General features: G+C 46.7%; 14 protein-coding genes and 1 tRNA gene. 8 read left to right on the top strand and 7 right to left on the bottom strand.

Annotation, left to right across the window (positions count from 1 at the left end; genetic code table 11):
- Positions 1-18: 18 nt before the first annotated feature.
- Positions 19-1,305, top strand: coding sequence for a helix-turn-helix domain-containing protein (locus ACLVWU_RS13080; protein WP_413575227.1), 1,287 nt, complete (start codon positions 19-21; stop codon positions 1,303-1,305).
- On the opposite strand, the gene ACLVWU_RS13075 is transcribed toward ACLVWU_RS13080, so the two are convergent.
- The 5 genes from ACLVWU_RS13075 to ACLVWU_RS13055 all read right to left on the bottom strand — a co-directional run bounded on the left by ACLVWU_RS13075 (position 1,302) and on the right by ACLVWU_RS13055 (position 6,867).
- The gene (locus tag ACLVWU_RS13075) at positions 1,302-2,378 is read right to left on the bottom strand and encodes a hypothetical protein (RefSeq protein WP_413575226.1); all 1,077 of its coding nucleotides are present in this window, start codon (positions 2,376-2,378) and stop codon (positions 1,302-1,304) included. The genes ACLVWU_RS13080 and ACLVWU_RS13075 overlap by 4 nt on opposite strands.
- A 146-nt stretch (positions 2,379-2,524) precedes the next feature.
- Positions 2,525-3,781 carry a hypothetical protein gene (locus ACLVWU_RS13070; protein WP_413575225.1) on the bottom strand — a complete coding sequence of 419 codons (1,257 nt, stop codon included), beginning with the start codon at positions 3,779-3,781 and terminating at the stop codon, positions 2,525-2,527.
- Positions 3,782-3,790: 9 nt separating this feature from the next.
- Positions 3,791-5,140, bottom strand: coding sequence for a nicotinate-nicotinamide nucleotide adenylyltransferase (locus ACLVWU_RS13065; protein ID WP_413575224.1), 1,350 nt, complete (start codon positions 5,138-5,140; stop codon positions 3,791-3,793).
- Between the two features lie 415 nt (positions 5,141-5,555).
- A tRNA-Arg gene (locus ACLVWU_RS13060) sits at positions 5,556-5,631 on the bottom strand.
- Positions 5,632-5,703: 72 nt separating this feature from the next.
- Positions 5,704-6,867 (bottom strand): hypothetical protein, encoded by a 1,164-nt coding sequence (locus tag ACLVWU_RS13055; protein ID WP_413575223.1) that lies wholly within the window; start codon positions 6,865-6,867, stop codon positions 5,704-5,706.
- A 262-nt stretch (positions 6,868-7,129) separates the two neighbouring features.
- Between ACLVWU_RS13055 and ACLVWU_RS13050 the strand changes: the two genes are divergently transcribed.
- Positions 7,130-7,864: a transglycosylase SLT domain-containing protein gene (locus ACLVWU_RS13050; RefSeq protein WP_413575222.1), complete on the top strand. Its 735-nt coding sequence runs from the start codon at positions 7,130-7,132 to the stop codon at positions 7,862-7,864.
- Positions 7,865-7,866: 2 nt separating this feature from the next.
- On the opposite strand, the gene ACLVWU_RS13045 is transcribed toward ACLVWU_RS13050, so the two are convergent.
- On the bottom strand, positions 7,867-8,652 hold the full coding sequence (locus tag ACLVWU_RS13045) for a hypothetical protein (RefSeq protein WP_413575221.1): 786 nt from the start codon (positions 8,650-8,652) through the stop codon (positions 7,867-7,869).
- A gap of 130 nt (positions 8,653-8,782) precedes the next feature.
- Complete coding sequence (locus ACLVWU_RS13040; RefSeq protein ID WP_413575220.1) at positions 8,783-9,667, bottom strand: pirin family protein; 885 nt, start codon at positions 9,665-9,667, stop codon at positions 8,783-8,785.
- Positions 9,668-9,746: 79 nt separating this feature from the next.
- On the opposite strand from ACLVWU_RS13040, the gene ACLVWU_RS13035 reads away from it, so the two are divergent.
- The 6 genes from ACLVWU_RS13035 (at position 9,747) to ACLVWU_RS13010 (ending at position 14,696) form a co-directional block, all read left to right on the top strand.
- Positions 9,747-10,520, top strand: coding sequence for an AMP nucleosidase (locus ACLVWU_RS13035; RefSeq protein WP_340596724.1), 774 nt, complete (start codon positions 9,747-9,749; stop codon positions 10,518-10,520).
- Positions 10,521-10,605: 85 nt separating this feature from the next.
- Positions 10,606-11,154, top strand: a complete 549-nt coding sequence (locus tag ACLVWU_RS13030) for a hypothetical protein (protein WP_413575219.1) — start codon at positions 10,606-10,608, stop codon at positions 11,152-11,154.
- A gap of 202 nt (positions 11,155-11,356) precedes the next feature.
- Entirely contained in the window at positions 11,357-11,893 is a 537-nt protein-coding gene (locus ACLVWU_RS13025) for a hypothetical protein (RefSeq protein WP_413575218.1), read from the top strand.
- A 234-nt stretch (positions 11,894-12,127) separates the two neighbouring features.
- A complete protein-coding gene (locus ACLVWU_RS13020) occupies positions 12,128-12,955 on the top strand; it encodes a S1 family peptidase (RefSeq protein WP_413575217.1) in 828 nt (275 codons plus the stop codon).
- A gap of 24 nt (positions 12,956-12,979) precedes the next feature.
- On the top strand, positions 12,980-13,807 hold the full coding sequence (locus ACLVWU_RS13015) for a S1 family peptidase (RefSeq protein ID WP_413575215.1): 828 nt from the start codon (positions 12,980-12,982) through the stop codon (positions 13,805-13,807).
- Positions 13,808-13,829: 22 nt separating this feature from the next.
- Positions 13,830-14,696 (top strand): S1 family peptidase, encoded by an 867-nt coding sequence (locus ACLVWU_RS13010; protein ID WP_413575214.1) that lies wholly within the window; start codon positions 13,830-13,832, stop codon positions 14,694-14,696.
- Positions 14,697-14,770: the final 74 nt, after the last annotated feature.

Genomic DNA, 14,770 nt, shown 5'->3' with positions numbered 1-14,770 from the left:
AGTTAGTATGCTTAACGAATGGGTTCTGAGTTTGTCGAAATCGATGGTGATGCGCTGAAAGAGCTTTTGCAGAGCAAGCAGCTATCGGCGTTTGATTTGGCAATGCAGCTTCGAGTTTCGTCCAAGACCGTGCAGAGATGGCTAAACCACACCGTTCTTAAAGTAAAACCCGAAACAATAGCGCGCATCGGTGAGGTGTTGGGTGTAAACCCGGTCTCGATACGACGTGATCGGCCTAACCTAAAAATTCGCCCAGTGAACAAATCTCTGGCTGAGTTCTGTTCTGAAAAGCATTTCGAGCAAACACGGTTGAAGGACTCCTGGGTGCAGTATCGCCAGGTTTTGAAGGGCGCGAAGCTTGAAGCTTTGCCTTCAGAGCAGCAGATGACTGTTTGTCGTTATCTCGGAATCAGTTCCTTCTATCTGGGGAAATTTCAATCTGCCAAAATCTACTTAAATAGATCCTTGGAAATTGCTGTCAGTCTTACCCTAACCGAAGAACGGGCAAGTATCCTGGTGTGGAAGGGGCGTCTTTACGAAACCCTAGGGGACTTTCCGGTGGCATTGTCCTATCTGGCCGAAGCCGAGCAGCTTTTCACATCAGAAACCCGACTAAGTATAGTCGCGGAACATTCTTATGTTCTTGGGCGAGTTCACATGCATCAGGATAAGAACGAAGAGGCCATCAAAGAATTGCGCCGTGGAATTTTGCTTTCTTATCGTCAGCAATCCAAAAAGCATGGGCAGTTGATTGCCTGGTCCTATGTGATGCTTGCTCAACTGCATTTTAGATTGAAGGACTATGCGAACCTTGAAGTGACCGTTCGACGGCTGCTGTGTGCGGCGGAAAGATTGGGTTGGAGTCGCGGTATTTTGCTGGCTTGTTATTATCAAGGGGCTTTGGCAAGTTTTACAGGACGGCCGATGGAGTTATCAAGAAAGTCCTTTGGTCGTGCGCGAGCAACTCGCAAATCTATCGAAATTGAACGATATTGTCCTTTGTTGGCTCAAGCCGAATTTGTCTATTTTATTTTGAACGGACGTCATCAAGATGCAAAAGCTGTGATGTTAGAGCGCTTACATTATAATCGGCATGCAGAACACCTTTGGGCTTCCGCAGTGCTGGATGGAATGTTACTGGCGCGACTTAATCCGGGAATGAATACGGTTCGTGCCAGCATGGTTCAAAGCGCCAAGCAGTATTTTGAAATGTACAGTGTGAGATCTCGCTTGGATTTGTTGGCAAAGCTTGAAAATCAGTCTGAAGTCTCAATAAATGAGATTTCCGAATACTGTTGTTTTTAATAACGACCGGGTTGCTGCGGTAAAGCGGGAAATCCTTTGGATTCACGAAATTTTTTGGATCTTTCGCGCGCGTCGTTCAGCGCCGCAATTAGCGCTTGGTTCTCAACGCGAGATTTGTCCTTTTGGTTTTGCCACTCATTGTTCTTCGTATTGAAGAAGTAGTTACCTTTGATATTTGGGTTCGGCAAAGGGCGACCGTTTTGCCAGACGCCTGCATTGTATTCTTGGGCTGTGTCTTGATTGCCCTGCATGAACTCCCAGGTCCAAAGACGTTCGTAATATTCAGGATCGTTTTCCGTTAAAGCCACATCTGTGATTTGAGTTAACATTCCCAAGGGGCGTGCATCTTTATCGATAAAGGCTTCAACTTTTCCTGTGCGATTATCAATCACAGTGACGAAGCGACCTTCTTTGGAAGTGTAAATTGTAAAGTTCGAATTACCAGCATAGTCAGCGGGACGCTTGCCCAGCATGCCACCACGTTTAAGCACGGCAACAGCGCTAAAGTAGGATCCTGAACCCATCGTGTGGCGGAAGTCCAAGGCGCGATACTCAAACAAGTTGAAAAATAGAACTCGGCCGGGATACTCGTTCAACAGACCCTTTGATTTCCAAACCTCGCCGTCGCCCTTCATCAAAAGCGTGCCGATGTCGACGATGCCCTTATTGCCTTCATCAACACTCATCTCAACCCACTTCAACATGTTGGTTGCGATTTTCAGGGAAAACTTATCGATGGAATCATCGTACTTCGATTGATTGCGAAGTTTGATTTGGTAGTTGGCTTCCAGAGCAGTGCCGCCCCAAATCCCACTGAAAGTTGTGATCTGGGCATCCATCAACCAGAACTCTTCGCCCGTCAGGCGATAGAGCATCAGGTACATTCCGGCGCGGTCGTTCTTAGCCAGAAATCCTCGCAGAACTTCGATATCCTGTGCGGTAACACCAGGTGCGCGCAAGGGATCTACGACTTCTTTAATATAGTTGGGGGATTTGCACTCGTCACCATGAGCTCCGGTATTAGCATTCGCCGGAGGTTGAAATAACCACAGGGCTGTACAAAGTGTAAGCACCGGGAGTTTCATTAAAATAGAACGAGTACGACTAGACAACATGTCCTGGGAATAAAGCAAATGACGGGCCAAAAAAGCTGAGTGATATTTATAACTTCACTCAGCTTGGTAACTAAACGTAATCGTTAAATCCCTTATTTCCAGAGTTAGTGAACCGAAATAGCATTCGCGGGAATCCAGAATTTTGGATAAGCGCGACCGTAGGAGTCTTTGCAAGCCGCTTCATCGACCACTTGGTAATCATTGGCTTCGACTAAAAAGCTTTGGCCAAAGAATCCGGTCACTAGTGCGGTCACGCTTTCGTTGGTTTTACAAACTGGAGTTTTCATGTCAGCGCCCGAGTATCCAGTAGTTCCCTGTGCAATATCTCCGTTGATTCTTGAACCAGCAAAGTTTTCGGCGATAGGATCGCGGGGATCGAAAACATAGCGGCCTTGTTGGTTGGCGACAATGCTCATCGGACGAATACGGTTATAAGCTTCAACCACCGAGGCATCATTGCCAAACAAGACAATCTGATTTTGAAATTCAGCAGGAACTTTTGCCAGTTGAGCCGCCGTCAGCAGACCTTTAGCTTTTGCACCCCAGGCTTTATATGGATGCGGCAATTCCTGCTTCAAACGACGGTGTTCAATCTTCAATTCAGTGCCGGTATTCATGCCGATTCGATTTGCGCTGACGTTTTTAAGAGGCCGAATTTCATAGTAATCAAGTCCACCGGTGTTTCCGGTTTTTTCGTAAACCAAACCCAAGCCAATGTGGACCGCCACGTGATCCAAGCCCCATTGGCCTTGTTGATTTTTAACCATATAAAGAACGTAGTCGTAAGGTTTCACTTCTGATTCACGAACTTCATAAGAACCTGAAGTATGTCGCATGATCTCTGCAACATACACATCATTAGGATCCATGAAAAGGTGACTGGTGAATGGATCTGACATCGAGCTTAATAGATCGTAGGCGGTGCTCCAGCAATTTGTGCTGATCCAATATTCAGTGGCATCGGCGCCGTTTAATGGTTTTAGCCAATTCACAGTTTCCGAACTTTCAAAAGTTTTCCCCAAAGGGGCTTGCATCTTAGGTGGAAGGAAATCAATCAGTTCATAAGAACGTTGGGGATTGTATTCCAGCCAAGTTGCTTGTGGATTCAGGGGCAGGCGATAGAAGTCTTTCAGAGTTTGAAACTGGACACTGCTTAATTGGCCCAGTTTGAAATTGTAAGTGGAAAGGCCTGTGCCGCCCAAGCGGGAAATTTCCAGGTTGGTACTTGCAAAGCCAGCCTGTTTAAGAGGTTGCTCCAGCTGGGCCTTTTCCGCAGGGGAAGCTTCAATAAACCCCACTGCAAATGCGCTTGCACTTGCAATTGTCACGACTGTGTTTAGAATAAATTTTAAACCCAGCATTGGAACTCCTTACCTATATAAATCATTTCTGATGACGTAACGATACACGTCCTCATCCAATATTGCTTTCGGTGGTTGTTCGTTGGCTTTAATAAGTTTACGAATCAGTGTGGAGCTGACACCCATGGGATCCGCCAAGCTTGTAACTTGAACCAACGGTTTCAGATTGTCCGGGACATCGATTTTTTCAGTCGCATCCCGTGGCACCACGATGAATTTGCGATTGGAAGATTCGCTGATGGACTTGGCTGCAAGTGAGCTAATGAAAGAGTCGCTGCCAATAATCTGGAAAACTTCCGTCGCACCATAAAGCTGAGTCATGCGTTCGATAAATGGATCGCGACCAAATTGATTGATGATGACGTTCGAAGCACCCGTGTACAGGTTAATGCCCTTTTCCTTGCCGACACGAATTTTCATGATATCCAGGCGGTGAGTCGGTGACGATGCATTGGGCTTATTGATGGAATCAATATTTGGAACCATGATGACTTCATCAAGACCGTATCGTTCGCGAATGGTCTTCGCCACGGCTATATGTCCTTCATGAACTGGATCAAAAGTTCCAAAGTAGACGCCCACTTTTGTGGGGGTAGCGTCCATGGTGTTTTTTAGAAGTCTGCCAATAGTATTTCTGGAGCCCAGTTCAAAGTTTGAACGGCCACCATCAACACTCACAGTTCCCACGCGAATTTCACCGCCAACAGGAACAGTCGAATAAGAATTGGTCGCAGCCGAGTCGATACCACCAATGGAAAGAAAGTGTCCCCATTGCTCTGATTCTGCTTTGTATCCGTTGATTAGGATTAAGATATTCTGTGATGGAAGATCGCCGATATTTTTGTATCCAGCCAAAGAATAAGCTACCAGACGGTGGTGAGCGTTCCATAGATCGACGGATTTAATACCACCAGCAGCATCAGTGATAAGATTTAACAGAATAGGGTCGTGGGCGAAGTCGCCACCCTTTGAATTCAAAATGTATTCTTTAAGATTCGTTACTTGTTTGGGATTACGCAGTTGTCGGTGGCCAGGGGCTGCCACGATGTTTTCGATTGCCAGTTCACGAACCGCGTTCAAGCGGTCTGCCTGTGACATACCTGCATTGACAGATCCCTTGGCTTTGGAAAACTGGGGCTGCTCAATCAAATCACTTAAGCGATCAGCGCGATCACGGTTAACCAAAGGCTCTTTCAAAAGGTCATTCCAAAGGGGGCTTTGCGGGGAGGTAGGAGTGTTTAGGAAGACCCCACCACAACGAGGCTCGGCACCATAAGTTACCGCGGCCCCCAGCATGATAGCCAGGATCGGGAACAGCATTTTATGCAATAAAGTCAGGTTAGGACGGTTTGGTTTCATTGGGGGTATACCTCTGTCCCCAAATCACTGCCAATAATAGGCCAGCTCAAATAGAAATAAACAGAGCTAATACCACTTGGATGTTTAAATTATGATAACCCGCCGTGAAAAGGCACCGTCAGGTGTGAATTCATAAAGAAATGCGCTGCCGCACCCGTAGCGGGTGTGGATATTACAAAGAATACAGATTCTCGGAGCAGGCTTCTGAGAAGAAATGGTGCAGTCGGCAGTTGTGCCCGCGGTAAAATGCGCCAGCGGCGCATTTTAGTGCGGAGCATGCGCGAGGCTCTTGGCGCCAACGGCGCCAAATGTCGAGCGCATAGGAAAAGCGCGCTCAATGCGCGATTTTCCGCGTCCTGCCGAAGCAAGCAACAACAATCGAAGACGTTAATTAAAAGGAAAAACTAAGAAAGAATGGTGCAGTCGGCAGGACTCGAACCTGCAACCCCTTGGTTCGAAGCCAAGTGCTCTATCCATTGAACTACGACTGCACAATGGGGCTTAGACTAACAACGATGCTTGCCGTAAATCAACTGATAGCGTGATGCGCCGCTGCGCCCTAACTAGTAGGGGCAGGAGAATTGAATGGTATCAAGAGCACTTTGCAGTGAACTGCGCAACGGCTGCATGTCAGCTACTTGCGGAATCATCTCTGGGGGGCAGCTTTTTTCAATTGTAACGATCACTTCATAGTGAGCCTTTGCGCTCGCACGCGCCGTGGTACACATGCTATTGCTGCGAAGTTCAGCACCATATTTATCCATCATTCTTTTACCGACCGCCCCTAAAGCTGCGTCCGTACAAGAAACACGGTCGCCTTGGATAGATCTTAAGAAATCCGCCGGTGGGGGAGTGACAGAACCCAAGCTACCATCTGACGCAGAGGAGTTCCCACTAACAGATGATGACCCAGATTGTGCGCTAGAATTGCCAGAAGCCTGGCCGGGACCTTGTTTTCCAATTTTAGAAATTCGTTGGCAGTTTTTATCGCCATTGCATGAAGTCACGACGTCGACGAATATCTTTGTGTTAGCTCCCAGTGTTCTCTTTCCTAAATACTCAGAAACGCGACCGTGAATAGTTCTAGTTCGGCGATAGTAATAAGGGTTGGATTGCTTACCCTGCGAATAATCCGTGTAAGTATCAACGGTGGAGTTGTGCACGTTCTTGTAAGTGAGCCAGCCAGATCCTTGGGCGCGACCATTTACACATTTCCCTGTCCATTTGACGTCGTTAAAATAGGGCGAGGTATTCACAATAATATCGATTCCGCACCCATCGACCGTGTTCTCACCTATGGCGAGACCCGGGTCCCCTTTTAGATAGCTTAACAATCTGTTGCAGCGGTCAGCATATTTGCTGCAGTAATATTCATCTGCGGATGAGAATGGATCTCCAGCGACGTATCCCTTAATTTTAGGAATGCCATTTTCACTTAATTCAGCGAAGACGTTATTATACAGCTTGCCGTCTCTGAATTCTGCAAAATAGCCTTTGCCACTGTTGGAGTCAGCAACATAACCCACTCCATTCGCTCTGCCATTCAAGCAGGGATTATTCCAGAATATAACCAGCTCGGTATCTCCGAAACCCGGCGGATTAAAAGGATAATCTATTCTGCAGGAGCCCATAGCCTGGCTGTTTACGAGGACGGCGCCGAATTGAGGTTGGGCATGTACAATTGTAGAGGCAAACGCAATCAGTAAAAGAGAAAAGACGCTTTTCATTTCATCTCCAGATTCAAATAAAGAATGAGGTAGTTTTATCACAGCTCCGGGAGATTCCTTTCATTACTGGATTTAAAGATGATCTAGTGGGAAATTTATTTAGAAGTGTCAGCTTCCTAACAGAGGGTTGGTTGGGGCATAAAGCCCCCACTGGTCGTGGTTTTGACGACAATTTTGACGTTATTCCGGGAACCTTCAGGCTAGTTCGTAGACACTTAAAAAATTATTAAAGTCCAAATATGAGCAAGCCGAATTCATCGGCATGACAAATGCGAAAATCAAAATCACTATTTTATCCGCAATCCTTGTAACATTCTTTTCCGCTCACCAAGCGGCTGCGATGGCGAAACCTCCGATTTCTGATACGCCGACAACCACACCGAAACCAACGCCAACTCCGACGCCGAAGCCGTCGCCAACACCATCCCCAACGCCTTCTGAACCGACCACAGGTCGTCAGGTGACGCCACTGTGGGAAAGTGCCCATGCGGATGGTAAAAAATGGACCGACTACGTGGATGCGCAACTTGAAGTTCTGGGGCAGGATCTTTTGGACGTGAAGCCCGCTGATGCAACGACTTTCTGCCCTCAGTACAACTCATTGTCGTATCAAGAGCGCAAAGAGTTTTGGACATACCTAATGTCGCAAATGGTGAAGTACGAAAGTAACTTTAAACCTGCTACAGCCTACACAGAAGCCTTCAACGACAGCAAAGGCAACCGAGTGGTCAGCCGTGGCTTGTTGCAACTTTCAATTGAATCCGGCAACGCTTACGGTTGCGGCTTTAAATCTGCCAGCGAAGTGCATGATCCGTACAAGAATCTTGCCTGTGGTATTCGTATCCTGAATCGTTGGATGGAGCGCGATGGCCGTATCGCAGGTAAAGTCAGCGGCAGTTGGAAGGGCGGAGCTCGTTACTGGTCAGTTCTGCGTTCAACGAACTCCCCCTATGCGAAAATCACAGCGGGAACAAAAGCGATTTCAATCTGTAAGTAAGCCTAGTCTACACAGGTTTGAGATATCGTTTCCAAGGCCTCATTCATAATACGGGTATATTGTTCAATAGCTTCAACTGCTCTGGAATCACCAGGGCAGTTTTTTTGCAGAAGTGTGATCGCAAAATAGTGCACCTTCACCATACCTTTTGACGATGGGCAAATTGAAGCTTCTCGGCCATATTGCGCGATAACTTTTTGTCCATATCTTTCGATTTCAGCAGCAAGTCTTTGATCATCGCAAGTCCCGATGTACGGGCCTTCGTCAGTCACAAACCCAGCAGGCTTCGCCATAACATTCCCGCGTGGTACCTCTGATGATGGACCTGATTTTTTGCTGGAATTCTTATCCGATTTACCAGCGTACGGATTTTTAGGAAGCGAGGACTTCATTTCGTTGTACATCTGTACAAGCTGATCGCATTCCTTTTTATACTTGCTACAAGGATTGTAATCGGGAGTTACCCCGACGTGGGAAGCATTAAGAAAAACAGGTTTTGCAACACCATTTTTGATTTCCATAAGCATGGGATAGGCGTTGCCGGATGAATAGCGAATGAAATAGGACGTGGGTGAATTCAGTTCAAATATTAAACCATAGCCTTGTGCCTTATTCCCAACGCAGCTACCATACCACGCGACACCCTCTGGATTTGGAGCGCCCTGTTCATGGAGGGGCCATCTGAATTTACAGCCATCGGGTCTGACCATTTCAAGGCCATAGTCATAAACAACAGCATTAGCCTGAATTGCGCAAATCATGACGAACAAAGAAATAAGTAATTTCACGTGATTCTCCTGAGTAAATAAATGACCGAGCAGTTTTATCACAAGACCACTCGGACCTATCCATTACAGGAGCTCCATGGGAGCTAATGGGAAATTTATTTAGAAGTGTCAGAAACCTAACAGCCGGATGTTAAGTTTCTGGCAAAGGAATGATGTCTGGTTCGCCGGGAACCTGAGGGAAGGACAGATTTGCCCAGCGAGTTTTCGCAGCCTCAATTTTGTCCTTCGATGAAGAGACAAAATTCCAATAGATATGGCGCGGCTCGGGGAATGGAGTTCCGCCCAGCACGATAAACTGGGTGTCCTCTTCCGCAAAGACATGCAGCGGGGAGCCCTGAATCAGAACCACGAAATCATCCGGCGGAATACTTTTTTCGCCCACTTTTAAACGGCCCTTTAAAATATAAAATGCCAGCTCGTCACCGCGGGGATCAAAGTAAAATTCCTTGTCGGTTTTCAAGTGAACATCCATGAAAAACAGGTCCGAGAAAACCTCTACCGGTGATGCGTGACCCAATGCTGCGCCTGCGATCAACAGGACATCTGCATCTTTTACCTTAAAGCGCGGAATCGTGGATTTAGGGTGATGCATGAAGCTGGGTTTGCGATCTTCTTCGGCCAAAGGCAATGCCACCCAGAATTGCAACAGATGCAAACGGTGAGGAACATCCTTCAGATCTGTGGGGGTCGTCTCTGAGTGCGAGATCCCATCGCCCGCTGTCATCCAGTTCACATCACCCGGATTCAGCAGAACTTTGTTCTCGAGGCTATCGTGATGAAGAACTTGGCCTTCCAAAAGATAGCTCAAAGTTGAAAGTCCGATGTGTGGGTGAGGGCGCACATGAATACCCTGCTGCGGGCCAAATTCCGTTGCTGGAAAATAATCAAAAAAGATAAAGGGGCCGACCATGCGTTTTTTCGCGTAAGGAATCATGCGATGCACCTCGGAGCCGCCTCCTAAGGAGATCAAACGCGGAGGAATTTCCATCAAGATGCTATTTTCAGTGACGCTCATGTTAATGCCCCTTTTCTGAAGATAAAAACCATGCTATCCTTGATCAATTCATCTGACGATAGAAAAGTTAAGGACAAGAATGAAAACAAAAAAGGAAATTGTAGATAACTGGCTGCCTCGCTACACAGGCGTACCCCTCAATGAATTCGGGCAATATATTTTGCTTACGAATTTCAGCGGCTATGTGAAAATGTTTGCAGAAAAATTCGACGTTCCACTTCGTGGTGCAGATCGCCCTATGCAATCTGCTACCGCGGAAAACATCACGATCATTAACTTCGGCATGGGCTCCGCCTTGGCCGCGACCTGCATGGACTTGTTGTCCGCTATCAACCCGAAGGCCGTTTTGTTTTTGGGTAAATGCGGTGGCTTGAAAAAGAAAAATCAATTGGGTGACTTTATTCTGCCAATCGCCGCGATCCGTGGCGAAGGAACCAGTAATGAGTATCTTCCCGCTGAAATCCCGGCTTTACCGTCCTTCCGTTTGCAGCGCTCTGTTTCCTCGATGATCGCGAAACATAACTGCGATTATTGGACGGGGACCGTTTACACCACGAATAGACGCGTGTGGGAACATGATGATAAGTTCAAAGATTACCTGACCAGCACCCGCGCAATGGCTGTGGACATGGAAACTGCCACGATTTTCGTTACCGGTTTCGTTAACGAAATACCTCGCGGTGCTTTATTGTTGGTTTCTGATAACCCAATGATTCCAGATGGAGTCAAAACGGAAGAGAGCGACAAAAAAGTGACGTCAAATTACGTGGATAAGCACATCAGCATCGGTATCGACGCACTTCGTGAATTGCGTGACTCTGGCGAGTCCGTGAAGCATCTGCGTTTTGATTAAATCTGTTTTCTGACAATCGCGCCTTTCAATGATTGATAGGCGCGCTGGTTTTTTATTTTCTTGTGGAAAGTAGGAGGCCAGCGCCATGAAGTGGATTTTATTGATTCTGACCGTTTTTTCTTTGTCTTATTCCAAGGCCGAACAAGATTTACCAATGCCGCTGCCAGATGAGCCACCAGGACACGAAGATCCCAGTGATCCTTATCCCCCTTATGAGCCACCTCCACAGAACCCTCGGCCACCCCAGAATCCGCAGCCGCCTCAACCAACTCCGCCAGAGTACCCTCAGCCGCCATCAGGGCAGTCACGGGAGTACAGCTTAGGAACAGGGGATACAGGACGCTTCAAAGAGCGTACGTTTACGTTTTATCCCAACAGCACCTGGAACCGTGTGACCCGAATCGGATTGGTGGGAACACGTAATAATATCAAAATCAAACAAGTGGACATCATGTTCGCTGACTATGGTGACACGCGGATGGAATACAACCTTATGGGCGAGTTGGGAGCAGGCTCCACTCGCAGTGCATACTTCGAGGGGCGTCCCATTGCGGCCATTCGTATTGTCGCCAGCAATAAATATTTCTGGAAAAAAACCGGTGGCTTCAGAGTTGATGTGACAGCATATAAATAATTTCCGTTTGTCTTTGGGGCACACAAAGTCGAATCAAAAAAGATAAGAATGATTCGACTTTGTAGAGTTGATCTTGTGATTTTCACCTTTTTTCACGCAATTAACATATTGTGTCATCGAGAAAGTTGCGATATAACTCATCCCACTTTCAATCAGTGTTTAAAAGATATGTACTGAACTCGGTACTTTGGGGAGGCTCGCTTTGATCAATCCAGGCAACAATATGGCCGAAGAAATTGATTCTGATTTGGATTCTGACCTTGATGAGAAGAATACCAAAAAGACGTCTGCATTTGATATCGACGTAGATGAGGAATCAGAAGCTGCAGTTTTGGCGGGACTTTCTGACAACCTTCTTAGCGAAGGTGAAGAAGATGACTTGAACCTTGATGATGTTGATAACATTCTTGAGCTTCCAGACACAGGTTTCCCAAAATTTACTTTGGCAAAAAATAAAGCTCGCTTTTTGCGTATGGTGAGCTGGTACCGTGGTAAAGAAGAGTGGATCGAAGTTGCTCCATTGTCTGGCGTAACTAAACTTTTCAAGACACAAACTAAAGAACTTGAAGGCATCCGTTCTTCCAAGTTGGATTACGAAATGGAACTTGAGACAGGAACTTTGACTCCTTCTCAAAGATCATACCGCCGCGACGAACTTAAAATGTGCCGCGTGCAAGAGAAAATGGCTGTTCACTTGATCTCTAAGCTTCAAGTGAAAATCAAATCCGGCCGCCGATAGAAATTAGAAATTGGAAATTGGAAATTGGAAATTGGATTTAAAAAGACCGCTGAATAGGCGGTCTTTTTTTTTGCCCATTTAAAACTGTCTAATTCTTCGTCAGCTCAACGGGTAATACCTTCCCGGTGGTGATCCATCAAAGTTCTCCAAGTCGACTGTGGTTGCTATGAGGACGCAAAATACTGGCCCGGATTTCGCTAAAGTGATTTTAGCAAATTTTCTTTGGAGACTTGTATGAAGTTATGGGCTTTGCTTCCGGCGCTGTTATTAGCTGCCTGCTCGCCTCAACATTCAGGTCCTGTGCCCCAGGCTCAGGAAGACAGAATTATTAACGGTAAGTCCGTCGAGCGTGACAGTCAGGTTGCCAATGCCACCGTGGCGTTAATGCTGGTTGATGGTGATCGTCTTCGTACATTCTGCACAGGTACTTTGATTTCCAAGGATCTTATTGTGACGGCCGGGCATTGTCTGGAACCGATTCAGTCAGGTTATGAAGTCGTGATTTCTTTTGGTTCTGAAACTTTCTATTCAAAAGGTGAAGGCGACATTCGCGAAATCGACCGCGCCCTTTCCTATGATATGGTCACTCCGCAAGCCGGGGATGGAACTTCTCGCGCCAGCGTCGAACTTAGAGACCTGGCATTGATTAAGCTTAGAACATTAGCTCCAAGATGGGCCCTACCTGTTCCGGTTCTGGGTTCCGAAGCGCGCTTAAACGCGGGCCAGGAAGTATTGCTGGCAGGATTTGGTCGCACCAATGAAAAACTCAGTGAGATGTCCAAATATCTTCTGACCACACACGTAAGAGTTTTAGGTGTCCAAGACAGAAAAATCATCGTAGATCAGTCTCAAGGTACGGGTGCTTGCTGGGGTGATTCGGGTGGGCCGGCTTTCCTGCAGACCGAATCGGGCTTGGTTGTTGTCGGTGCGACAAGTGGTGCTGTTGATGGCAGCCTTAATTGCCACACGCAGGTGGCATACGCCTCTTTGGCGGGATTCAAGGAATTCCTGCAAAAAGCGGCTTCGGTACTGGGCGGGGAAGCGCCACTTTTTACAGAATAATTTTTTAATAGTTAAGGAACCAAAATGAAAAAACTAATGATGATTTCCCTTTTGGCATTGGCAGCTTGTACACAAAACAACAATGCAAATGTAGCGAACGTTGAAGGCTCCAATAAGTCTGCGATTATTAATGGTCAGAAAGTGACCAGCGGCGAAAATTATGCTGAATCGACGGTGGCTTTGATTTATAAATCACCGCGCGATGGTAGCATTGCTGCCTATTGCACGGGTGTTTTGATCTCCAGAAACCTGGTTCTGACAGCGGCTCATTGTGCGGATATGTTCGAAAGAGTTGAAACCAAAATGTTTTTTGGTACAGACCTTCCGCAATCTTTTGATGATGTAAACGCGATCGAGATCGCAGAGTCCGTCAGTCATCGTAATTTCGGCATTGATATGGATACGAACGTTTCGTTGTTTGACCTTGCTGTCGTGAAGCTTGTGAGCGACGCACCAGAAGGCTATCGTCCAGTTCCTATATTGAATAATGTTAAGAAGTTGAAGGCGGGAACACCGATCACTTTGGTGGGCTGGGGACGTATGTCGGAAACTGAAACCATCAAAACAGTTTCCATGCAAAAAACTGTGGTTGAAATTGCCCAGGTTCGTGATCAGGAAATTATCACTAATCAAACTCGTGGCACGGGGGCTTGTAACGGTGACTCCGGTGGTCCTGGTTTTATCGAAACTTCCATGGGATTGATCGTTGCGGGTGCTACTCGTGGTCCTGAAATTGGTTATGAAGACTGCCATCACTACGGCATGTACTCTTTGCTGGTGAACTACAAGGATTTCTTGAACTACGCGGCTCAAACGATGGAGGGTGATTACCCTCAGTTCGTGAATTACTAATTCAAGACAGGATCAATCCTCGATGAGAACGCTGCTAATCGCACTGATCGCGCTAACAACTGTGGCCTGCTCTCAACAGCAGGCTTCAGATATTTTGTCAGTTCCTGGCAAAAATGCAGCCATCATTGGCGGTGAAGCTGTTTCTCCTGATAGTTATTCCCGCAAAGCGACCGTGGGTATTTACTATCGTGGCTCTGTGTCTTGTACGGGAGTTTTGATTTCACGCAACCTGGTAGTGACAGCTGCTCACTGTGTAAAATGGGTGAATGATGTCAGCGTGGGTTTTGGCGAAGCTATTCTTCCGGAAACACAGCTTAAATCCGTGGATCATATTATAATTCATCCCGGATTTAAGATCATAGATGTGCCAATCCCGGATGATCCCACACAGACTCATAAGACTTCGGAGAACGACATCGCACTGTTGAAGCTTTCTGAAAATGCTCCTGAAGAGTTTGTGGCAGCAGTGATTCATCAAAATACGGATATCATTCCATTGAACAGCAGCTTGTTACTGGCGGGTTTTGGTTTGCTTGATGAAGAAGTTCATACACCAGCCAAATCTATGAACGAAGTGACGGTGTCCCTTTATGCCTTGATTGATAACTATTTGGTTATCGATCAAAGAGATAAAAAGGGTGCGTGTTTCGGTGACTCCGGCGGCCCGGCTTATCTATCAGCAGGAGGGGTGTGGTATCTTACAGGTATTACGCATGGGACTCGCCCTGGATATACTGACTGTCGCCATGAAGCGGACTATACAAGTCTGTCTAAATATTCAGAGTTTATTATCAAGACAACGGAACTGCTTCAGGCGGATCCCCCGGTCTTTGCGCTGCCAGAAGCGCCCAAGACGGCAGAACCTCAAATCCCATTAGCGGCTCAATAGCCCGTTTTGGATCCAAAACTTCACAAATATTAATGCAACCCCTTTTTTGGGACCCTCCAAAAGTCCAGTGATTT

Origin of the sequence: Bdellovibrio sp. HCB290 (genome assembly GCF_047305925.1) — a bacterium.
Taxonomy (GTDB): Bacteria; Bdellovibrionota; Bdellovibrionia; order Bdellovibrionales; family Bdellovibrionaceae; genus Bdellovibrio.
This window is presented reverse-complemented; position numbering and strand designations above follow the sequence as displayed.

Excerpts from the sequence above, each read along its gene's own strand:
- ACLVWU_RS13015 (WP_413575215.1), top strand. The coding sequence starts at position 12,980 with ATGAAAAAACTAATGATGATTTCCCTTTTGGCATTGGCAGCTTGTACA.
- ACLVWU_RS13080 (WP_413575227.1), top strand. The coding sequence starts at position 19 with ATGGGTTCTGAGTTTGTCGAAATCGATGGTGATGCGCTGAAAGAGCTT.
- ACLVWU_RS13055 (WP_413575223.1), bottom strand. The coding sequence starts at position 6,867 with ATGAAAAGCGTCTTTTCTCTTTTACTGATTGCGTTTGCCTCTACAATT.
- ACLVWU_RS13030 (WP_413575219.1), top strand. The coding sequence starts at position 10,606 with ATGAAGTGGATTTTATTGATTCTGACCGTTTTTTCTTTGTCTTATTCC.
- ACLVWU_RS13065 (WP_413575224.1), bottom strand. The coding sequence starts at position 5,140 with ATGAAACCAAACCGTCCTAACCTGACTTTATTGCATAAAATGCTGTTC.
- ACLVWU_RS13035 (WP_340596724.1), top strand. The coding sequence starts at position 9,747 with ATGAAAACAAAAAAGGAAATTGTAGATAACTGGCTGCCTCGCTACACA.
- ACLVWU_RS13010 (WP_413575214.1), top strand. The coding sequence starts at position 13,830 with ATGAGAACGCTGCTAATCGCACTGATCGCGCTAACAACTGTGGCCTGC.
- ACLVWU_RS13040 (WP_413575220.1), bottom strand. The coding sequence starts at position 9,667 with ATGAGCGTCACTGAAAATAGCATCTTGATGGAAATTCCTCCGCGTTTG.
- ACLVWU_RS13050 (WP_413575222.1), top strand. The coding sequence starts at position 7,130 with ATGACAAATGCGAAAATCAAAATCACTATTTTATCCGCAATCCTTGTA.
- ACLVWU_RS13070 (WP_413575225.1), bottom strand. The coding sequence starts at position 3,781 with ATGCTGGGTTTAAAATTTATTCTAAACACAGTCGTGACAATTGCAAGT.
- ACLVWU_RS13020 (WP_413575217.1), top strand. The coding sequence starts at position 12,128 with ATGAAGTTATGGGCTTTGCTTCCGGCGCTGTTATTAGCTGCCTGCTCG.